Source organism: Streptococcus sp. HCA-5024, assembly GCF_037890265.1.
GTDB lineage: Bacteria > Bacillota > Bacilli > Lactobacillales > Streptococcaceae > Streptococcus > Streptococcus lingualis.
Window position 1 is genome coordinate 300,935 of sequence record NZ_JBBKBR010000001.1, and the last position, 20,991, is coordinate 321,925.

Annotated in this window: 26 protein-coding genes and 1 pseudogene; 2 read left to right on the forward strand and 25 right to left on the reverse strand. The window is 40.2% G+C overall.

The features are described 5' to 3' along the window. Positions 1 to 17: 17 nt before the first annotated feature. Positions 18 to 1,160: a cysteine desulfurase family protein gene (locus WKT08_RS01600; RefSeq protein WP_340279646.1), complete on the reverse strand. Its 1,143-nt coding sequence runs from the start codon at positions 1,158 to 1,160 to the stop codon at positions 18 to 20. Positions 1,161 to 1,352: 192 nt separating this feature from the next. Here WKT08_RS01600 and WKT08_RS01605 point away from each other — a divergent pair, with 192 nt between their 5' ends. Further along, positions 1,353 to 1,787, forward strand: coding sequence for a DUF6556 family protein (locus tag WKT08_RS01605; RefSeq protein WP_155199713.1), 435 nt, complete (start codon positions 1,353 to 1,355; stop codon positions 1,785 to 1,787). Here the strand turns inward: WKT08_RS01605 and WKT08_RS01610 are convergent. The 18 genes and pseudogenes from WKT08_RS01610 to WKT08_RS01695 all read right to left on the reverse strand — a co-directional run bounded on the left by WKT08_RS01610 (position 1,770) and on the right by WKT08_RS01695 (position 15,214). Then, positions 1,770 to 2,015: a hypothetical protein gene (locus WKT08_RS01610; protein ID WP_340280109.1), complete on the reverse strand. Its 246-nt coding sequence runs from the start codon at positions 2,013 to 2,015 to the stop codon at positions 1,770 to 1,772. The genes WKT08_RS01605 and WKT08_RS01610 overlap by 18 nt on opposite strands. After that, the gene (locus WKT08_RS01615) at positions 2,008 to 2,451 is read right to left on the reverse strand and encodes a hypothetical protein (protein WP_340279648.1); all 444 of its coding nucleotides are present in this window, start codon (positions 2,449 to 2,451) and stop codon (positions 2,008 to 2,010) included. The genes WKT08_RS01610 and WKT08_RS01615 overlap by 8 nt, the downstream gene beginning before the upstream one ends. A 46-nt stretch (positions 2,452 to 2,497) precedes the next feature. Further along, on the reverse strand, positions 2,498 to 2,935 hold the full coding sequence (locus WKT08_RS01620) for a lipoprotein BUG3 (RefSeq protein ID WP_239665647.1): 438 nt from the start codon (positions 2,933 to 2,935) through the stop codon (positions 2,498 to 2,500). Positions 2,936 to 3,068: 133 nt separating this feature from the next. Beyond that, positions 3,069 to 3,494, reverse strand: a complete 426-nt coding sequence (locus WKT08_RS01625) for a hypothetical protein (RefSeq protein ID WP_049472550.1) — start codon at positions 3,492 to 3,494, stop codon at positions 3,069 to 3,071. A gap of 30 nt (positions 3,495 to 3,524) precedes the next feature. Beyond that, positions 3,525 to 3,986 carry a hypothetical protein gene (locus WKT08_RS01630; protein ID WP_049472551.1) on the reverse strand — a complete coding sequence of 154 codons (462 nt, stop codon included), beginning with the start codon at positions 3,984 to 3,986 and terminating at the stop codon, positions 3,525 to 3,527. 59 nt (positions 3,987 to 4,045) lie between these two features. Beyond that, a complete protein-coding gene (locus tag WKT08_RS01635) occupies positions 4,046 to 4,483 on the reverse strand; it encodes a hypothetical protein (protein ID WP_065426861.1) in 438 nt (145 codons plus the stop codon). An 18-nt stretch (positions 4,484 to 4,501) separates the two neighbouring features. Next, positions 4,502 to 4,939 (reverse strand): hypothetical protein, encoded by a 438-nt coding sequence (locus tag WKT08_RS01640; protein ID WP_192832137.1) that lies wholly within the window; start codon positions 4,937 to 4,939, stop codon positions 4,502 to 4,504. 49 nt (positions 4,940 to 4,988) lie between these two features. After that, a complete protein-coding gene (locus tag WKT08_RS01645; RefSeq protein WP_049472552.1) occupies positions 4,989 to 5,417 on the reverse strand; it encodes a hypothetical protein in 429 nt (142 codons plus the stop codon). Positions 5,418 to 5,467: 50 nt separating this feature from the next. Beyond that, a pseudogene (locus WKT08_RS01650) lies at positions 5,468 to 5,910 on the reverse strand (hypothetical protein). A 67-nt stretch (positions 5,911 to 5,977) separates the two neighbouring features. Beyond that, a complete protein-coding gene (locus tag WKT08_RS01655) occupies positions 5,978 to 6,427 on the reverse strand; it encodes a hypothetical protein (protein WP_445330257.1) in 450 nt (149 codons plus the stop codon). Positions 6,428 to 6,988: 561 nt separating this feature from the next. After that, on the reverse strand, positions 6,989 to 8,059 hold the full coding sequence (locus WKT08_RS01660) for an ABC transporter substrate-binding protein (protein WP_118095301.1): 1,071 nt from the start codon (positions 8,057 to 8,059) through the stop codon (positions 6,989 to 6,991). Continuing rightward, positions 8,056 to 8,829, reverse strand: a complete 774-nt coding sequence (locus WKT08_RS01665) for an ABC transporter permease (protein WP_003016507.1) — start codon at positions 8,827 to 8,829, stop codon at positions 8,056 to 8,058. Before WKT08_RS01665 ends, WKT08_RS01660 begins: the two co-directional genes overlap by 4 nt. Next, a complete protein-coding gene (locus WKT08_RS01670) occupies positions 8,826 to 9,632 on the reverse strand; it encodes an ABC transporter permease (RefSeq protein WP_003007764.1) in 807 nt (268 codons plus the stop codon). The genes WKT08_RS01665 and WKT08_RS01670 overlap by 4 nt, the downstream gene beginning before the upstream one ends. After that, on the reverse strand, positions 9,613 to 10,770 hold the full coding sequence (locus WKT08_RS01675) for an ABC transporter ATP-binding protein (protein WP_003002881.1): 1,158 nt from the start codon (positions 10,768 to 10,770) through the stop codon (positions 9,613 to 9,615). Before WKT08_RS01675 ends, WKT08_RS01670 begins: the two co-directional genes overlap by 20 nt. A gap of 208 nt (positions 10,771 to 10,978) precedes the next feature. Continuing rightward, complete coding sequence (gene murB, locus WKT08_RS01680; protein ID WP_340279652.1) at positions 10,979 to 11,875, reverse strand: UDP-N-acetylmuramate dehydrogenase; 897 nt, start codon at positions 11,873 to 11,875, stop codon at positions 10,979 to 10,981. 118 nt (positions 11,876 to 11,993) lie between these two features. Then, positions 11,994 to 12,932, reverse strand: a complete 939-nt coding sequence (locus WKT08_RS01685) for a hypothetical protein (protein WP_340279653.1) — start codon at positions 12,930 to 12,932, stop codon at positions 11,994 to 11,996. Positions 12,933 to 13,046: 114 nt separating this feature from the next. Continuing rightward, positions 13,047 to 13,925: a homoserine kinase gene (gene thrB / locus WKT08_RS01690; protein ID WP_340279654.1), complete on the reverse strand. Its 879-nt coding sequence runs from the start codon at positions 13,923 to 13,925 to the stop codon at positions 13,047 to 13,049. A gap of 2 nt (positions 13,926 to 13,927) precedes the next feature. Next, positions 13,928 to 15,214 carry a homoserine dehydrogenase gene (locus WKT08_RS01695; protein ID WP_049503638.1) on the reverse strand — a complete coding sequence of 429 codons (1,287 nt, stop codon included), beginning with the start codon at positions 15,212 to 15,214 and terminating at the stop codon, positions 13,928 to 13,930. Between the two features lie 175 nt (positions 15,215 to 15,389). Between WKT08_RS01695 and WKT08_RS01700 the strand changes: the two genes are divergently transcribed. Continuing rightward, entirely contained in the window at positions 15,390 to 16,268 is an 879-nt protein-coding gene (locus WKT08_RS01700) for a polysaccharide deacetylase family protein (RefSeq protein ID WP_340279655.1), read from the forward strand. A gap of 47 nt (positions 16,269 to 16,315) precedes the next feature. Here the strand turns inward: WKT08_RS01700 and WKT08_RS01705 are convergent, their stop codons facing one another. The 6 genes from WKT08_RS01705 to WKT08_RS01730 all read right to left on the reverse strand — a co-directional run bounded on the left by WKT08_RS01705 (position 16,316) and on the right by WKT08_RS01730 (position 20,831). Next, positions 16,316 to 16,885 (reverse strand): HD domain-containing protein, encoded by a 570-nt coding sequence (locus WKT08_RS01705; RefSeq protein ID WP_340279656.1) that lies wholly within the window; start codon positions 16,883 to 16,885, stop codon positions 16,316 to 16,318. Positions 16,886 to 16,911: 26 nt separating this feature from the next. After that, on the reverse strand, positions 16,912 to 17,877 hold the full coding sequence (locus WKT08_RS01710; RefSeq protein ID WP_340279657.1) for a hypothetical protein: 966 nt from the start codon (positions 17,875 to 17,877) through the stop codon (positions 16,912 to 16,914). Between the two features lie 101 nt (positions 17,878 to 17,978). Next, entirely contained in the window at positions 17,979 to 18,650 is a 672-nt protein-coding gene (locus WKT08_RS01715; RefSeq protein WP_340279658.1) for a DUF443 domain-containing protein, read from the reverse strand. 52 nt (positions 18,651 to 18,702) lie between these two features. Next, positions 18,703 to 18,978, reverse strand: coding sequence for a hypothetical protein (locus tag WKT08_RS01720; RefSeq protein ID WP_340279659.1), 276 nt, complete (start codon positions 18,976 to 18,978; stop codon positions 18,703 to 18,705). Next, on the reverse strand, positions 18,979 to 19,695 hold the full coding sequence (locus tag WKT08_RS01725) for a hypothetical protein (RefSeq protein ID WP_340279660.1): 717 nt from the start codon (positions 19,693 to 19,695) through the stop codon (positions 18,979 to 18,981). Between the two features lie 173 nt (positions 19,696 to 19,868). Next, the gene (locus WKT08_RS01730; RefSeq protein WP_340279661.1) at positions 19,869 to 20,831 is read right to left on the reverse strand and encodes a hypothetical protein; all 963 of its coding nucleotides are present in this window, start codon (positions 20,829 to 20,831) and stop codon (positions 19,869 to 19,871) included. Positions 20,832 to 20,991: the final 160 nt, after the last annotated feature.

Consider the following 20,991-nt stretch of genomic DNA (forward strand, 5'->3'; position numbering starts at 1 on the left):
TTGATTTCCTTCTAAAATTAACGTACTTTTCGTGTTTGCTCGTAAATCAGTTTGAACTTGGTCAAGAATTGCTCGACTTGGCTCATGTCATTTTCAAGATCGAGGCTTAAGCGAACAGCTGTCTGTGCGATACTCTTGTCCACTCCCATGGCAATCAAGGTTCCAGCTGGCTTACCTGCTTTGGACGAACAGGCACTAGTGGTCGAGATGTAAATATCAAACTCTTCAAAGGCATGGACCACTACTTCTCCACGAACTCCCTTGATCCCGAAAGTCAAGATGTGAGGCGCAAAGTGATCCTCACCAGAAAAGATAGTGACATCTGGATAGTTGGACAATTCTTTGCGGATGACTTCTTTCATCTGCTGGGTCTTGCTGGCAAAAGCTTCTTGGTTTTCCATGGCTAAGCGTAGGGCTTTTGCTGTTGCTGCAATGCCTGCCACATTCTCAGTTGTCGAGCGCATTTCTTTTTCTTGACCACCTCCGGTTAAGAGAGGGGTGATCTTTTTGCCTTCTTTGATGTAGACAAAGCCGACTCCGCGAAGTCCATGGAATTTGTGACTAGAGAAGGTCGCAAAGTCCACGCGCTCTGGTAGATAAACTTCTGTTGCTACCTTTGCCAAAGCTTGAACCGCATCGACATGAAAACTAATAGTTGGACGATCTTCTAGGAGAGCCGCGATGTCATGGATGGGCTGGATGGAGCCAATCTCATTGTTGACGGCCATGACAGAAACCAAAGTCGTATCTGGACGGAGAAGATTATCCAAGGCATCCACCTTGACAAAGCCACGCGCATCCACTGGAGCGTAATCCACTTCGAATCCCTGCGTCTTTAACCAAGCAGCCGATTCCTTGATAGCGGGATGCTCGATGTCAGAGACAATGATATGCTTGCCATAAGGAGCTTTCTCAAAGGCGACACCCTTTAGGATCCAGTTGTCCCCTTCTGTTCCACCAGACGTGAAGTAAATTTCCTCAGCTTTCTTGCCAATTAGCTCCGCAATTTGTTTCCGAGAAGCTTCCAAAATACGAGTAGCTTGACTACCTAGATTGTGCAAACTAGAAGGGTTGCCCCAGATCCGAGTCGCTACTTCTGTATAAGTCGCAAGGGCATCTGGATAGGGTTTAGTCGTTGCTGAATTGTCAAAATAGATCATGTCCTACGCATCCATCACTTTCTTTTTACGTAACTTCTATTTTATCATTTCTGACCGCTTGGGACAAGGATTTGATAAAGAGAGATGCGGCAAAATCACTCTATAAAATTCAGTTCTTTTTAGACATTTTTCAGAAAATGACTTATAATAGGAAAGTGTTAAAAAACAATTTTTGATAGAAAGAGAATGAACATGTCACAATATTCAAGAAGTAACAAAAACCAAAAACCTGAGGAAAAAGCAGATACAAGACCATCTCGCGGTGAGAAAGTCAAACAAGGTTTGTCCGTATTTCAAACCGTTGTAGCTACGATTGCCAGTCTCTTAGGGATTATCGTCACTTCCTTTACCATTATGAGCCTGCTCAATAAAGACAATCAAAAAACAGAAGACAAACCATCTAGTAGCACCAGCGTCGTCGTGGTTCACGATAAGGGATCTGACTCAAGCGCTACCAATACAGATGCTAACACCAATACACAAACCAATTCAAGCAATACAGAAACAAGTTCACAAAAAGAAACCGATAGCTCATCTGCTACAGAAACCAGTTCATCTGCCGCACAAGACCAAGGCTCCACAGCAACAGACAGTGGCGCAGATACAGCATCATCTGGAACCAACTAAAAAAACAGTAAGGACAACCTTACTGTTTTTTTTATCTTTCGATTCCAGCTTTCTCTGATTTTTATAAAAAGCATCTATCTCGTTGTCATACTCCCATTTGAGCTTTGAACGCTCTTCCTGGATTTGATCCAATTGTTCATATGGAAACTTATTTGGTCTATCTCTGTAAGCTGATTCTGCTAATGAAGCATATAGATTATCAAAACTTTTTAAATTCCAATTAGTCAAATAATTTCCCCCCTACTCTAATGTAGGATCCTACATACATCTCATCTAAATTTAATGTATTATCCTCATTAATTGGGATATCTACTCCCCAACCCGATTCTTCAATATTATTTATACGTCCAAAAACATTCATATAATATTCAGGAGTTGTCAGTCCACCATCACTCCATTGTGTCTGATCCCAATCAATCTGAACGGATTCAACTTTTGAATTTTGTGCTTTGACTAAATCAACAATCTCCTGTTCGTGTTCTTTTAGGTAGTCCAGTTGTTCTTTTTTTATGTCTTCATCTGGTTTTTGTACGACTTTCTTTGAAGATGAGGTCGTTATCTTCTGTTCGGGGCTTTTGGTCAGGGTCATAATTTTTCTTCCAAGAAAAACCAGTCCTAGGATCGGTAACAAAATGATCAAAAATAGTTCCATTTGTCTCTTCATTCAATTCTCTCCAATCTACTCACTTCGAATTGATCTATCAACTTATTTATTCGAAAATTCTTCCACCTATCCTTAAGGATTGGCCCAAAGACATCATTTTTAAATTAATTTTTCCATCTTCCACGACTACATCAACTCGCCAACTCGATTCAGGATTTTGATTAAATCCACCAAAAATGAGAATCATTTCGTCACCACCTTGAGGTGTTCCATTTCCTGCCACGCCCCACTGAGTTTCATCCCAATATATCTGAACGGATTCGACTTTCGGATTTTGGGCTTTCACAAAATCGACGATTTCTTGCTCATGTTCCTTGAGAAAAGCGAGCTGTTTTTGTTTAATGGCTTTTTTGTCTACTTTGATTGACGAAGAAACATTCGTTTTATCTTGCTTGGTATCTTCCTTCTGTTTCACGGTACATCCAACTATACATAGCACCACCCCAATTGATACACCTATCATCATGATTTTTCGACTTTTCATAAGTCCTCCTACCATTTTGTACAGATTTTTCTTTAAAATGTCCACCTATCATTTCTGGATCTATTATAAACTCATAGCTTAAGTATTTTTGGAATCCTTCCCTCTTCATAGCTAGAATGATCTGTTGATTTTATTAAGGAAAATTCGAACCAGAAATTGAATCAATTGAAATTGGATTCTCAACATTTGGTTTTGGGACAATAAAAAATGAATAACCATTAAGTTCCTTATCATTTGCCCCATAGACCTTTAAACGAATGTCAAACCCAGATTCCGTAAAAGAACCACTATCTCCTACTTTCACGCTATCCCAATCATACTTGACTCGAACAACTTCTGGATCATTCAACTTTATGTAGTTCGTAATTTCGGACTCGTGTTTTTTTAAAAAGTCGACTTGCCTTTGTTTGAGCACTTCTGTATCTTCTTTGGTGGAGGAAGAGGTTGCAGTTTGTGCTTGTTTCGTATGAGCTTTTTGATTTACACTACAACCTCCAATGCTTGTGAAAATAAGCATTAAAGCCATTAACTTAAGGGTACATTTCATTTTTCTTTTCATTTTCCTCCTAACACTAATCCTTCTATTTACTTAGGAAAAAATTTTCCAGCCACCATTTTCCTCGATATAAATATCATTAAGCATCCCCATTTTTTTGATAGTTGGTATGCTATTTTGATCTTCTAGGTAAAAATCAACGGAGAATTTTGTGTTTTCTAATTGATTAATCTGACCAGAAATAGATAAATTGTAACCACCACCCTGAGGCGTTCCATTCCCAGACTCTTCAATTACCATACTATTCCAATCAATCTGGACGGATTCGATTTTCGGACTTTGAGCTTTCACAAAATCAACAATTTCTTTTTCATGTTCTTTCAAATAGGCGAGCTGTTTTTGTTTAATGGCTTCTTTGTCTTCCTTTGTGGTTGAAGACGTGACAGTTTGCGCTTGTCTGCTCTTTTCACGTTCTTGCTTCACACATCCTACTAGACATCCAATTGTTAAAATGAAAGCAAGTGCAATCATCAGATTGTTTATTTGTTTTTTCATAATTTTATTTCGTTTAAAAGCGATTCCTCTATTGCATCTCTCATTGTCTAACGGACGGATCATTTCTTTTCTACCCGATACAAACTGTCAGAACCAATTGAATCTATTTTAGGCATCTTATTTTCGTCTAACGTAAAATTCAGGCTAAAATTTGTTAGATCACTTCCATTGGCATAACCATAAACTAATAGTATTTCGTCACCTCCCTGAGGTGTTCCATTACCTCCTACAACTGTTTTAATACTGTCCCAGTCATAAGACACCTGATGAATATTGGCATTATGTGCTTTCACATAGGCCGTCATTTCTTGCTCGTGTTCTTTCAGATAGGCGAGCTGTTTTTGTTTAATGGCTTTTTTATCTTCTTTGGTTGATGAAGAAGCGATGTGATTTATTGGTTTCGTCTGTTCTTTTGGCTTTCCAACACACCCTCCAAAACTTAAAAATCCCACAATGGCAGCAACTGTTACCATGATTTGTCTTGTTTCTAATCTCATAGCTTTTCCTTGTCCCAATTACTCAAATACTTCTCCTCCAACACCAAAACCATTGCTTAACATCATAGTTTTTAGATCAGGCATTTCATTATGAATCTCAATTGTGACATTCCAACCAGAATTTTCAATATGATTAAAGCCACCATACAACTCGATGATCTCGCCACCTCCTTGAGGAGTTCCGTTGCCTGCTTCGCCCCATCGAATATCACTCCAATTAACCTGAATGGATGCTATTTTAGAATTTTTTGACTTTACAAAATCAACAATTTCTTTTTCATGTTCTTTCAAATAGGCAATTTGTTTTTGCTTCGTCGCTTCTTTATCTTCCTTGGTTGTCGAAGGGGTTACAATGGGTGCTTGTTTCGTTTGCTCTTTTGATTTTATGGTACATCCTCCTATACTTGCAAGGAGAGCTAATGTAGTGATTAATTTAAACGCCGTTTGTTTTATCATGTGCTATCTTTTTCTAAAACAGTTCTTTTTCAAAATGCATTGTACTTACTTAGGAAATAGGCTTTCCGTCAATCGTAGGTTCATGAAGCATAAACATTTCTCGCATGTTAATTGATTGATCATCATTAATTGGAATATCCACTCCCCATCCTGAGTTCTCGATATGATTAATGCGCCCAAAAACATTCATATAATATTCGGGAGTTGTAAGTCCACCATCACTCTTCTGAGTTTCATCCCAATCAATCTGAACTGACTCAATTTTAGGATTTTGAGACTTCACAAAATCGACGATTTCTTGCTCGTGCTCTTTGAGATAAGCGAGCTGCTTTTGTTTTATGGCTTCTTTGTCTTCTTTGGTTGATGAAGAGGTGACAGTTTGCGCTTGTTTTGTTTGTTCCTCTTGTTTTACGCAACCTCCCATACTCATAAAAATAGCTATCGTAGTGATTAATTTAAATATCGTTCGTTTTTCCATTGGGTAACTTTCTCTACAACAGTTCATTTTCAAACCGTTTTTCAGTTCCATTAGTCAATAGGCTCACCATCAATACTGATGTAATCGCCCATCGTCATATTTTTAAGATTTACAGTCCCATCTTCATTCATGGGAATATCCACTCCCCATCCTGAGTTCTCAATATGATTAATCCGACCAAAAACATTTATATAATATTCGGGAGTTGTAAGCCCACCATCACTCCATTGTGTCTGATCCCAATCGATCTGTACGGATTCAACTTTCGGATTTTGAGCTTTCACAAAATCGCCGATTTCTTTTTCATTTTTTTCAAATAGGCTACTTGTTCTTTTTTTATCTCTTCTTCTGATTTTTGAATGACTTTCTTTGAAGAAGTGGTTGTTATCTTCTGCTCCGGTCTTTTGGTCAGTGTCATGATTTTTCCTCCTAGAAAAACAATTCCTAGGATCGGTAACAGAATAATCAAAAATAGTTCCAGTCGTCTCTTCATCTCTTCTTCTCCAAACTATGATAGTCTACCAAAAATAACCACACTTCGAATCAATCTATCAATTTAATCACTCGAAAATTTCTTGACCTATGCTTAAGTTTTGCCCAAGTGACATCGTCTTTAAATTAATCTTTCCATCTTCCACAACCAAATCAACTCGCCAACCAGATTCAGGATTTTGATTAAATCCGCCAAAAATGAGAATCATCTCGTCACCACCTTGTGGCGTCCCATTTCCTGCTACTCCCCACTGAGTTTCATCCCAATCAATCTGAACTGACTCAATTTTAGGATTTTGAGACTTCACAAAATCGACGATTTCTTGCTCGTGCTCTTTGAGATATGCTACTTGTTCTTTTTTTATTTCTTCTTTTGATTTCTGTACGACTTTCTTTGAAGATGAGGCCGTTATCTTCTGTTCGGGTCTTTTGGTCAGATTCATGATCTTTCCTCCAAGAAAAACCAGTCCTAGTATCGGTAACAGAATAATCAAAAATAATTCCAGTTGTCTCTTCATCTCTTCTTCTCCAATCCTTCCTTTCATGACTGGATGGGCCAGTCACTTTCCTTACTATTATAGCATCTTTCATTTGAATCTCAATCTAACTCACTAGTTAGAGACTTTTATAAGGCAATCATAAAAGAACTTGCGGTGTTCTGCTAGAATATAGATAATCCTTTTTTACAAATAACAACCTAAGTGATGCTAAAAATTCAAATGTTGCATTTTTGTAGAGTATCTAAATATATAATGAAACTTTCCGCTGTGAGAAAAGTGCTAGAAACACCATTGTTTCTAGCACTCGGGAGTTTTGGAACCTTAGGTCCAAAACTAATTGAACACGGGCAGCGGATTGTGTCAAAAAGATAAGTTTTCCTAGAATCAACAGATTCTGCGTCAAACTTTCTATTTTGACTTTATCCGCGAACACCCTTTGTATCTTTGATAAGTCATGGAACTTCCTGTATTGCTGAAATTATCCACTGGATAATTTCACCTAACGTCCGTACTCACTTAAGGAAAGTTTCTAAGAGGAGTTTATCTTCAATCAAAAAGGAACCCGAAGGTTCCTTTTTGTTATTTTCGATACATCTTGACCTGAAGGTAAAGATCGTTATAGACTCCAAGCAACTTCTTGCCTAATTGTTGATAGACTTCCAAATGGTCCAGTGTTTCATCGCTTGGATAGAAGGATTGGTCATTTTGGATTTCTTTTGGCAACATGGCTTTGGCTTTTTTATTTGGCGTTGAGTAGCCGACATAAAGAGCATTTTTTAAAGCATTTTTAGGACGAAGCATGAAGTTAATGAAGGCATATGCTGCTTCTTTATTTTTCACGGTTTTTGGAATGACAATGTTATCAAACCAAAGGTTGCTGGCTTCAGTTGGGACGACATAGCGAAGATCCTTATTGGCTTCGAGCATTTGGCTGGCTTCTCCTGAAAAGGTAACCCCAATAGCCGCATTGTTTTGGATCATATAGCCTTTCATCTCATCAGCAACCAAAGCTTTGATGTTTGGCGTCAAGGTGTAGAGTTTATCTACTGCCTCTTGCAATTTCTTTGGATCCTTTTCATTGAGGCTATAGCCCAAGGTATTGAGACCAATTCCCATGACCTCACGCGCACCATCGTACATCATGATGTCATTTCTGTACTCTTCACGCCAGAGATCTGACCAATGTTCCGGAGCATTTTTGACCATCTTGGTATTGTAGATAATCCCCAAGGTACCCCAGAAGTAAGGGACTGAATATTGGTTACCCGGATCAAACGATTGGTTTAAGAGTTTTGGATCAATATTTTCCATCCCTTTGATCTTTGATTGGTCCAACTTTTCAACCAGATGCTCATCCATCATCTTAGCAATCATGTATTCACTAGGAATCGCAATATCGTAGGTAGTTCCCCCTTGCTTGATCTTAGTGTACATGGCTTCGTTGGAATCAAAGGTATCATATTGCACCTGAATTCCTGTTTCTTTGGTAAATTCCTTGAGCAAGTCTGGATCGATATAATCTCCCCAGTTGTAAATGACCAGCTTGTCACTATTCTTGGTATTCATGCTCGCTTCGATCTGGTGGCTAATTCCCCAGAGGACCAGAATGACAAGGACAATCCCAGTTAGGAATGAATAAAGTTTTTTCATGCTGTTTCCTCCTTTTCACGGGTAATAAAGTAATAACCGATGACCAAGAGCACACTAAAGAGAAAGACAAGGGCGGACAAGGCATTGATACTGAGGGAAATCCCTTGTCGCGCACGTGAGTAGATCTCTACAGACAAGGTTGTAAAGCCATTTCCGGTTACAAAGAAGGTCACGGCAAAGTCATCAAGCGAATAGGTAAAGGCCATAAAGTAGCCAGCAATAATGGCTGGTGTCAGATAGGGCAACATGATCTCTTTGAGCATTTGCACTTGGGTAGCTCCCAAGTCATAGGCCGCATTGACCATATCCCGGTTCATTTCCTTGAGTCGTGGCAAGACCATCAAGACCACAATGGGAATCGAGAAGGCCACGTGACTAGCCAGAACAGATAAGAAACCTAGCTGGTACTTCACCGTCGTAAAGAGAATCAAGAAGCTGGCCCCGATCATAACATCTGGTGCTACCATGAGAATGTTGTTAATGGAAAGCAAAGGTCCTTCTAACTTTTTCTTGGATTGGTAAATATAAATGGCTCCAAAGGTTCCAATCACTGTCGCAATCAAGGCTGACAAGAAGGCCAAGAGGAAGGTCTCTGATAAGATCAGCATCAGGCGACTATCTGCGAACAACTCGTTGAAATGCTCAAGCGTGAAGCCCGTGAAGGCATTCATATCTCCCCCTTTATTGAAGGCATAAAAGATCAAATAAAAGATAGGAAGATAGAGGATCAGAAAGACGAAACCTAGATAGAAATGAGATACTTTTTTCATCGTTCTCTCCTTTCTCTTGTTGCCCACATGGTAAAGAGCATGGCAAGGATCAGAACAACTCCGATGGTAGAACCCATTCCCCAGTTTTGTGTTGTCAGGAAGTGCTGTTCAATCGCAGTCCCTAAGGTAATGACGCGATTTCCACCGATCATCCGTGTCAACATGAAGAGGCTCAGACTAGGAATAAAGACAGATTGTACACCTGAGCGGACTCCATTCATGGACAAGGGGAAGACCACAAGACGGAAGGTATCCCAACGATTGGCTCCCAAATCATAGCTGGCATTAATCAAGTTTGGATCTAAGTCATCTAAGACATTAAAGATCGGCAAGATCATAAAAGGCAACTCGATGTAGCTAGCTACAAAGATAAAGGAGAAATCGGTAAAGAGGATCTGCTGGGGAGCGACTCCGAGAAAGCTTAAAAAGCTATTGATGGAGCCGTTTTGACCAAAGATTCCGATAAAGGCATAGGCCTTGAGCAAGAGATTGACCCAGGTTGGCAAGACGATCAACATCAACCACAACTGCCGGTGTTTGAGCAGCGTCAAAAAGTAAGCAGTCGGGTAGGAGATCAAGAGCGTCACCAGGGTGACGATTCCGGCATAAAGGACCGAATTAAAACTCATCTTTAAATAGGTCAAATTTTGCGAAGTGAAGAACTCTTTGTAGTTTTCAAGCGAAAACTGCCCTTCAACGTTAAAAAACGATTGAAAGATGATCATGACTACAGGAGCCAAAACAAAGAGAAAAATCCACAAGAAATAGGGGAGGATAAATAGATTAGAGGTTGTTTTCTTCATCTCTTTCCTCCTCAATGGCATTAATCAAACCAGCTTCTTGCTCTTCCACTTCAACGTACTCTTCGATCCGCGCATCGAATTCTTCTTCGGTTTCATTGAGACGCATAACGTGGATATCTTCTGGTTCAAAGTCTAGCCCGATGACTTCTCCCACGATGGCCTTCCGAGTGGAGTGGATCATCCACTCATTTCCCAAATCATCATAAGCGATGATCTCATAATGCACACCACGGAAGAGCTGGGTGTCCACCTTCACTTGGAGCTTGCCTTCTTCAGGAAGAGTGATTTGCAAGTCTTCAGGACGAATGACGACTTCAACTGGTTCGTTTGGACGCATTCCCCCATCGACGGCTTCAAAGCGTTTGCCATTGAACTCAACCAAGTAGTCCTCGATCATACGACCATCTAGAATGTTGGACTCCCCGATAAAGGTGGCTACAAAGTGGTTGATCGGTTCATCATAAATATCAACCGGTGTACCAGATTGGACGATCTCGCCTTCATTCATGACAAAGATCCAGTCACTCATGGCGAGAGCTTCTTCTTGGTCATGGGTAACAAAGACAAAGGTAATCCCCAAGCGTTGTTGCAATTCACGCAACTCATACTGCATGTCTGTCCGAAGTTTCAAGTCAAGTGCAGACAAGGGCTCATCTAAAAGGACCACTCGTGGTTCATTGATGATAGCCCGAGCAATAGCTACCCGCTGACGTTGACCTCCGGATAATTTTTGGATCGAACGTTTTTCAAATCCTGCTAACTGGACCATTTTCAAGACTTCTGAAACCCGACGTTCGATCTCAGCCTTATCCACCTTTTTCAAACGAAGCGGAAAAGCCACATTTTCAAAGACCGTCATATGTGGAAATAGGGCATAGGACTGAAAGACGGTGTGGACGTCTCGTTTGTTGGTAGGGACATCATTGATCCGTTCTCCATCAAGATAGACATCTCCAGTCGTCGCATCCAAAAGACCGGCAATGATATTCAGGATGGTCGATTTCCCTGATCCAGATGCACCGAGCAGGGTATAGAACTTCCCTTCTTCCAATTCAAAATTGATATCCTTTAGGACAACGGTACCGCTATCTTCAAAGACCTTTGAAACATTTTTAAACTCAATAATTGGTTTTTTCAATTCACATAAATTCCTTCTTTACTACGATTACCAAACTGCTTTTCAAACGAAAACGCAGCGGCTGACAGGAAGACCTGTCAGACCACCAATACCTCTCGGGGACTTACTAGACTGCCCCACCTATTTACGGTATCGATAGGCACTCACCCCCTTTCCGACCGATGCTATCGATGTTTACACTATCAATTGTTCTTCAATACTAACGTTCTTAGGCTTGGCCGATAATGCGAACTTCTGGTTCTAAACGGACGCCTGAGTGAGCTTCTACTGCCTCAATGACATGGGCGATCAGGTCTTCGTAGTCCTTGGCTGTTCCATTGTCCACATTGACCATAAAGCCAGCATGCTTTTCAGAGACTTCCACACCACCGATTCGATAGCCTTTTAAGCCTGCTTCGCTGATCAATTGACCTGCAAAATGGCCAACAGGACGCTTAAAGACAGATCCACATGAAGGGTATTCAAGGGGTTGTTTCAACTGACGAAGATGGGTCAACCGATCCATCTCCTGCTTGATCACCTCGTGATTGCCTGGTGACAAAGCAAATTTGGCAGAGATGACGACAGCGCCTGTCTCTTGAATCTTAGAATGACGGTAGCCAAAAGCTAGTTCACTCGCTGACAGAGTTTCGATCTCTCCGTCTTTGGTCAAGACCTTACAGGATACTAGGACATGAGCGATTTCTCCCCCATAGGCTCCCGCATTCATAAAGACAGCACCACCGACACTGCCTGGAATGCCACTAGCAAACTCGAAGCCTTTCAAACTATGGTGCAAGGCCACATGAGTGGTGTCGATGAGTTTAGCTCCTGCCTCTGCTTCGATCACATAGCCGTCCACACTGATGTCACGCAAGCGATCAAACATAATGACAAATCCCGGAATGCCCCCATCGCGGACAATGATATTAGACGCATTGCCCAGGACCATCCATGGGATTTGCTCTTGGTTGGCAAATTGAACGATGCGTTTTAATTCATATTGGTTGCGAGGAAAGGCTAAAAATTCAGCATTCCCACCTACCTTTGTGAAGGTATAATATTTTAAAGGTTCTTGAAAACGGATATCAATCCCTTCAAGAATTTGATTCATTTTTTCATTCATCTTTCTGTCTGTTCTCTCTCTATAAAAATACAAACTATTATACCAAATTTTTGACTATTTTTCGACCCTAAAAAACAAAAGAAGACCTTTAATATTCAGGCCTTCCTTTTACAATTTATTATGCAATTTTACGCGCAATGGCACGATTCTTCTGTCCATCCAGAGCTGATTTGACCGAAATCCAAGCACCACCAAGAGTGAAGACAGCTAGCAAGCCTAGATTCAAGTAAAATTTATCTGGGACGTCCCCTGAGAATGTCGCTTCATTGAGAATCGTCCAGGTCATACCAAATGGCAAATCCAGTTCACTCATGAGCGCAAAAGTATAATCTAATTGGTTGACCAAAAAGACCGTCAAGACCATTAAAATAGCTGAAACTACCACACCTTTTTTAGTCAATTTCTTACCAAGGATCTCATAACCTTTGATAGTACAATAACCGAGGGCAGCACCTGCCAAAACAGATACATAGCCAAGACGCGCTACTAAGAGAGCAACAGCTCCACCGATGATCACACCGATCACGGCTCCTACGATCCCCAAAAGGAAGTTTTCTTCACGTGCATCATAAGCCTCCACCGTGTCTTGCACTTCGGCTTGGTAAGCTCTAAAGGTTGCATCATCGATTAAAAAGATCGCATCACCGATTTGATACAGACCAATTGGTCCTTCCTCACCCGTTTCCGCATTCACTTGCACAAATTGGTGGTTGAGTAAGAAGTCCACAATATCTTGGATAGCTGTCCATAAGGTTTCGACAGCCTTCCCTTTGGTCATTCCGCCCTTGACAACGATCGAGGTCAAGTAACCATTAAAAGAGATGGCATTAATGGCTTTTGATTGTTCTTTTAGTTCATTCCAAAGAATCTCGCTATCTTCGATCAAGTCTCCTTCAGAACCTTGTTTCACACTGAGTGAAATGGTAAATACATTCTTGGTTTGAGCGCCTTCAATGACTAACAAGAAGCCTTCACGCTCCCCATACATGACACGAGCTTCGCCATCAAACTGTAGACCAAGATCGGTAGCAATACTATATAAATATTCTGGTTTCATGTTTCCCCCTAGATTTTCGGTAAAAGCTTGTGCTTTTCTCCATACAATTCCCATTCTACCATAGAAGAAGCAAAAAGGACATATACATTCGTATACATCCTTCTTTCATTTGTGTTACATTGAGGTTTGTTTCTCAACACGAACGCCAAATGTGTCGATTTTAAGTTGGAAAATCTGACCTTCTAGTCCGAGTTTTTCAAGAGCTGCGACAAAGGCTGCTGTATGCTCTGGCGCTAAGAGGTTCATGATTGTTGGGCCTGCTCCTGACAGATAGGTAGCGTAGGCCCCATGAGCATGTGCTACTTCTTTGACCTGAGGGAACTCTTTGACAAGAGATTGACGGTAGCGTTCGTGGAAATGATCTGACTCGATGGAGCGACCAGCCGTCAGCAAATCTCCCTTGAGGAGAGCTGCAATAGCAACATTGGCTACGCTACTGGCTGCAACAGCTTCTTTATAAGACCATTCTTTCGGTAGGACATTCCGACTATCACTGGTCTTCAATTGGTAGCTCGGTACAAAGGCCACAAGGTCACAGCTTGGGAAGTCAGATGTGACATATTGGACATCTTCACCGATGTAGCTCGCAATGACCATATTTCCAAAGATAGCTGGAGCTACATTATCCGGATGACCTTCGATCTCGGTCGCGATGCGTAATTTCTCAGCATCTGACAGCTGGAGGTTGGCTAATTGGTTGGCCAATTCAATCCCTGCGACAATGACCGAGCTAGAAGAACCAAGACCACGCGCCAAGGGCACTTGACTGGTCATCTTGATCCGATGGGGTTGCATGTCTGTTGAAATAGAAAGAGCTGTTGAGAGCAAAAGGTTTTTCTCGTCTGTCGGAATCCCTGCTCCTAGATCATGCTCAATCAACCAAGCATCTGCTGGTTCAAGGACTTCGATGGTCAAATAGCGAGTCACGGCAATCCCAACCGAATCAAATCCTGGCCCTACATTGGCACTGGTTGCTGGAACAATAATTTTCATGCTTATTCTCCCAAGACTTTAAAGGTATTCAAGAGTTCGAAATTCGCCTCTGAATCCAATTTTTCAACCAAGTTCTTGAATTGTGTTTGGTTGACTTGGTGGGTAATGATGACGACACTTGCAAATTGACCATCTGAGTCTTCTTGGAGGATTTGCTTGAAGGAAGCTCCTTCTGCATTAAAGATTTCCGCAAGACGCAAGATTTGACCAGTCGCATCTGGTGCCTTGATTGAGAAGTAATAATTGTTCTTCACGTCTTCTGGCTTAGCCAATTGAAGAGGGCGGCTGTATTCATTGAAGGCTTTACCGATTGTTCCTTCTTTTAGTCGACGGACAATGCGAACGAGGTCGGCTACGACACTTGTCGCAGTTGGTTTTTGACCAGCACCTGGTCCGTAGTACATAGACTCCCCAATACCGATGGATTCCACATAGACCGCATTCATAACGTCGTTCACTCCTGCGAGTGGATGTTGTTTTGGAAGGAAGGTTGGTGTCACTTCTGCTGCGATCCCTGACTCTGTTTCAACGATAGATCCGACCAGCTTAATGACATATCCAAGGCTTTGAGCAACCGATACATCTTGAGGAGTGATCTGGCTGATTCCTTTGTGACCTACTTGGTCAAATTGGATATTCATTCCAAAAGCGAACTGGCTCAAGATCACCATCTTGTAAGCAGCATCAATTCCTTCAACGTCGTTGGTTGGATCACTTTCAGCGTAACCAAGACGTTGCGCTTCTGCTAAAGCATCCTCATAAGTCCAGCCTTCTTCGACCATTTTAGTCATCATGAAGTTAGAGGTTCCATTGACCACACCGAGCACTTTGGTCACCTTGTCAGAAGCAAGGGAATTCACCAAGGTCCGAAGGATTGGGATCCCACCAGCTACGGCAGCTTCATAATAAAGGGCCACTTGGTGTTTTTGAGCAATCTCTAGCAACTCGCTTCCATGAACGGCAAGAAGGTCTTTGTTAGCAGAAACTACATGCTTGCCTGCTTCCAGGGCACGGGTGATAAAGGTCTTAGCTGGCTCGATACGACCCATCAATTCGACCACGATGGCAATGTCTTTGTCTTCAATGATCTCATCGACATTGGTCACAAAGTTGTAGTTGTGACCAGCAGCTTGCAATTTTTCCTTTTCCGCATCATCACGAACCAAGACCTTAGCGATCTCGATTTCATCTTGAGCTGCCTGGGTGATTTTTTCATGGTTTTCTTTTAATAAAAATGGTACGCCACTTGCAACAGTACCAAATCCTAGTAAGGCAATCTTAACAGACATCCTATTGACTCCTTGAATTTTCTATAGTAGCTCCATTATAACAAAAACTTGAGCGTTTGACAGCCAATTGCCTTAAAAATTCTGAATTTTCATGACAGGATCTGCCTGTAGCAAGTTCTGGAAAAGAACATAGAATTTGTGGTACAATAGAGAAAATGATGAAAACGGTGACACTATGAGTAAACGAAGAGTACCTAAAAAAATCAAAGTCCTACTTGGAATCAATGCACTCCTCTTGGTCTGTATCTTTATTTGTAGCTTTCTTCTGATCAAAAGGATCACTCAGCTGAGTGACGGAAATACCAGTGGTACTGCCGTTACGCGCTCGCTAGATGAACACAGTTCCTCTATCGAGTGGACCCGAATGAAAAAGCCGGTTAAACTGCCCATCCTCATGTACCACTCCGTGCACAATATGGCCGAGTCTGAAGCTGCCAATGCCAATCTGATTGTCGATCCAGAAACCTTTGAAAGCCAACTAAAGGCCCTGAAAAAAGCGGGTTACTACACCCTGACACCTGAGGAAGCCTATCGGATCCTCGCAAAAAATGAAGTGCCAAAAGGAAAGAAATATGTCTGGTTGACCTTTGATGATGGCGTCGAGGATTTCTATACCATCGTCTATCCGCTTCTTAAGAAATACAAGATGACCGCCACTAACAATATCATCACGGACTTTACCCAAAAAGAAAAAGAAAATGTCCTGACCTTTGACCAAATCAAAGAGATGAAAAGTGCTGGCTTGACCTTTGAAAGCCATACGGTCAATCATCCAGACCTAGCCAATTCCAGTCTTGAGACCCAAAAGAATGAGCTGGTTGCTTCTAAACGCCTGCTGGATAAGGTGCTGGATCAAAATACTAGCGTTATCGTCTACCCATCCGGTCGCTACAGCCAGGTCACAATCGACCAGGCCAAGAAAGCCGACTACAAACTAGGCCTCACCACTAAAAATGGACTCGCCAGCTCCGCTGATGGCCTCTATTCCCTCAAACGAGTTCGGATCCTTCCAACCACTACAGGAGAGGACCTCCTAGCCATGATCCAAGAATAAAGAAAGCCCCCTGTCTGAGATCATCGTTTTCAGACAGGGGCTTTTTGTTAGAGTTCCTTCTCTAGTTCTTTTAGAAAGGTGATTAAAAATTGATGGCGATTTTCTGCCATTTGTTTGGCAGTCTCCGTGTTCATTTCATCTTTTAATAGGAGCAACTTGTCATGGAAATGTTGGACGGTATCAGTGAGAGACCTCCCTTTGTGGCCACCATAGGAAAAAGTTCGCGCAATTCCTACAGCTCCTATCGCATCCAGGCGATCTGCATCGTGGACAACCTTGCCTTCTAAGGTTTCTGGATGTTTCCCACGATTTTTGCTGAAAGAAACAGCATTGATAACTCGACAAATCTGGTCGATTTGGTCTTGAGGAATACCGATCTCTTCTAGAAACATGCGAGCATTCGCATTATTCTCTGTATGAAACAATTTATCATCATCAGCATCGTGAAGAAGAGCTGACAAGCCCACTATCTCCAGATCACATGGACCTTCTGCTTGTGCGATTCTCATAGCATTGGTATAAACGCGGAGGGTATGCTCCACATCATGACCATCCGCTCGATCAGCAAATAAGGTTTTAACATACTGCTTAGCAGCTTGGATTCGTTCTTCGATCATCGTTCTTGTCCTTTGTATTTCTTACTTCAATCAATCTCAAGGTAGACTTTACGTGCCTTTTCTAAATCGTAATACCGATCAAATTCTTCTTTAGTCTGTGTGGTATGGACTTGTCCATCTTTAGATACCTCAGCTGGAATTGTGACATCTTGATAGAGATTCACACCTTTCTTCATAAAGAGTTCAAATACAGCAATACTTCTTGCATATTGATCCGCACTATTCTGGGGTTTTATTACTATGACTTTGGTATCTTTTTGATTTAAGAGTTTATAGGCCTTCGAAGACTTCTTAAATTGCGTTTTTGAGAGATCCTTGGGATCAATCGAAAACCAATTTTTAAAAAATTTCAATTCTTCAATACTGCTCTTCTCACGATCAAGTCGTGCATTGAAAGCCGGAACCGGTTTTCTTTGGTGATCATTTTCCAAGGTTTCATTTCGTTCCAGTTTACGAGTGTCTAGATTCAAGTACATCATTTTTCGAACTGAGTTATCTTTTGTACTGCGAATTTGTAAGGAAACTAACTCACGTCCATTCCATGAATACACTGAGCCTAATTCAGTAGGAATATAATCCGGATCGAACTGTTCAACAACTTTAAACAAATCAATCTCTTTCTCTTCTTTTAATCGTTCTCCATCAACCTTGTAGACACTAACAGTCCAATATTCATCCTTAGATGGATGTTTTTCCTGAAAGTACAGATCCTCTCTCAATTTCATATTCATATGCAAAATATGCTTTGAACCGACTCTGACAGGATCAAAATAATAATAAGACCCATATGCCCTCATCAACCGGTCTTCCTTGGGATCGGTTGATTTCCAGTAAGTAATAATGCCTGCACCATCCGCAATCATCTCATAGTCATCAATTTTGGCTTTTCCACTATATTCCTGAAATTGCTTGTAATAACTCTCAGTTGAAAAGCGTATATAGAGCCAAATCCCACCAATGAGCGAGAGCAAAACCAGTAAGGATAGCATCATTTTTTTCTTTGTCATTTTCACGATTTAAATAGATCCTTTCTAGGAGATTTTATGTTTATTTTATAAGTTAGTTAATGGAAAAAATGAGTTTTTCTAGTCATTCATTTGTAAGCCACAATCGGTTCAATTTCTTCCATTTTGACGATTAATAATTCTCGATTTTTATAAACGGAAGATATGGTCGGCATTCTTGCTATAAAAAAGAAGAATAAAGATATCAAGCCATTCACAACTATGAGTGCTACTTCTGACCCACTTGTATCAAGCAAAAAAAGTATTAAGCATATAAGATTCAACACTATACCAATAATCAGAACCGGAAGCCTTTTACCATTTGGTTTAAAGACTAACTTGAAACGTTTACAATTATTCGGTATTAGTAATGCTGCTTTTCTTCGAGCTGATTTTTCATAGAAAATAACTCCTAAATAGGCGAGGACCATAGAGAAAACAAATAGAGCTATCTTCATAAATATCTGTTGATTAAGACCTGCACTGATAAAAATAGATTTTAAAATTCTATATAAAATAGCTACAAGAGGTTGCACCATAATAGCTATAGTAGTCGAAGTCAAGCTTGTTCTAGACTTAATTTCAAATGAATTATTAAATGGATCCAATTCTATCATATCAAAGATAATTTCTTTAGGAAGTAAGCCTATCAAAAACCTTCTTCCTCTTATCGAAGCTAAGTCTAATAAATATTTCTTATTATCAATCTCGACAATACTATAAGCTAAGGTATTGGAATTTCTAAATTTTAAATGAATCATTTACCCATCCTATCATTTTCTAGGGAATTTCCCACCTTAAAGCTGTTCTCACCTATTTTCCAGATTTCGAGAGAACGAATGACCCTATTTTTTTGATAACTGCTACTACAACTAAGACCATCGCATACAATAAAAATGGCGGGATTAACAGTAAAGCGATTTTCCAACCTTTGAAAAAAGCGAGTCCTTTTGTAGATTTAGTTGATTTAGCTGGTTTTACTTCTACCAGCTTCATTCGCAATAATTTCAAGGTGACTTCTTCTTGTCTTGCATCAAGCGAAACACTCTTTTCTCCTGAATTTTCACTATCTAGATAGGCCTGAGCCATTCAGACCAGATACAATCTCTCATCTTCTTTCGCAATGGTACGAAATAGCTCCATTGCCTCATTTCTATTTCCTTTGAGGGACTCATTGACTGCCTTCAGATACATAGATTCCAATTGTGAGAACTTGTTGTTCGTCACTTCCTTTAGAACGGCTTCATTGGGCTCTTTTTTGACCAGTATATCATAGCGAGCTCTATATGCCATCTTGAGTGGTTCAACATCTGCTAAATAGTCAGAGAGTAATTCCTCAAACTCATCTTCCTTCAAATCAGTTCTAGAAAATAAGTTTGCATTCAATAGAATTTCGTTTAATTTTACTTGTTCAACATCTGTAAACTTTTGAATCTTTTTGAGTTCGTCTACAACTGCTTCAATGGATCCAAAGTCACCAATCCTATAGAAATAGAAAATAGTGGCAACCTGTACACGCGCTTTAATAGTTTTGATACTCTTTCTTTTTTGGTTCAGAATATAGCTTGCCATCAAGTCAAGATTTATGTCCTTATAGATAAGACTATTCAACTTTTTAATTAAAAGAGTATCTTTCATGATAACTAGAACCAGCTCAATCATTAAGTAAATCAAAAAACAAATGGTCGCAATACTTTTACTTTGGGTCACTTGCACTGCATATAAAAATGGTAGGGCTAGAATGACCAATAGGACGATCACTGGAATATTGTAGCGTTTTCTTAATTCTTTATAATCTTTTACCATAAATCTCCTTTGTTGTTATTGAGATATGACGTGTATCCTATCAACCTCATATCAAACTCATTTGATTTTGCTTTGAGAAGAACTCTGACTGACAATCGTCCAAATCAGCAACACAGTTACTAGTACTAGTGTTACTAGAACACTTTTTCTTTTCATAATATTTCTTACCCTTTCTACTCTGGATGATTAGCAGACCAAGCCTGCAGTTCATCGTAGGATTTTATTTGTGTTTTCTCACCGGTCTTTTGATCCGTCGCATAGACCTCTAACACGTTCTGCCCCTTTGGTGCAAACCAATGAAGAACTGTATCAAACCACTCTTTGGTTGAGTACTGTTTAGGTCTCATATATAAACGAGCTAAATCCTTTATATCCTTAGCCATTTCCGGATAGTCTTGGGCAAAATTTGTATTGGAGATATCTATCTTTTCACGATCTTCTTTTGAAAGTAAGGTATCAATATAGCCAGCTGTGAATTTCAAATGGTACTTTTCTTTCATAGCTTGTCGAATGTTATTATACACATTCCCCTTTGACATTTCCTGCTCAGCGGCAGAGAAAGTTGATTTACCATAATCCTCAAAATTTTCAAGGTCTTCAATTTTTTGGTTTGTAATATCAACTATGATTTTTCTACTTTCATTATTTCCAACTTTATACAAAGTTACCGGTATGTAATCCTTGTTATCTGCATAATACAGACTGATATCGTACGCGCCTCGATACTCTTTTTTCCCTAATAATTGATATACTTCTGTCTTTTTACTTGGAAAGCCAGAAGCATTCAAATCATAAGAAATAATATTAAAATACTCGTCTTTTGCAATTTTAGGTGAGCCATTTTTCTCTCTATCAATCATACTTTCATTAATCTGTTTTTGATGGACATCCAAAACAGAAATATAATCTTGACCAAATGCAATACCTCCTAAACCATCTTTTTGCGCAACAAATACAAATTTATTGTCATCAAAAAGATGAATTGTAGGTTTCTCGGTTTTCGCATCAATATATTTCTGCTTGGTTTCTTGCTGACTCGTTTTTCCATGCTTTTGAACTTGCTTCCACATGTAGAAAGAGCCTATACTTACTAAAAGGACTAGCACTCCTACTACTTTCTTATTCACTCGTTTCATTTCAACCTCCACACTCGTAGTTAACTCCTACCATCATACCGAAATTTTGCGACTGAGGCAACTTCCACACTAGTTGGAAATAGTTGCAAGAAAAAAACCACCTCTAGGTGGTTAGTATATCAACAAACTTTTTTTCATAAAACAACCTAAGTGATGCCGA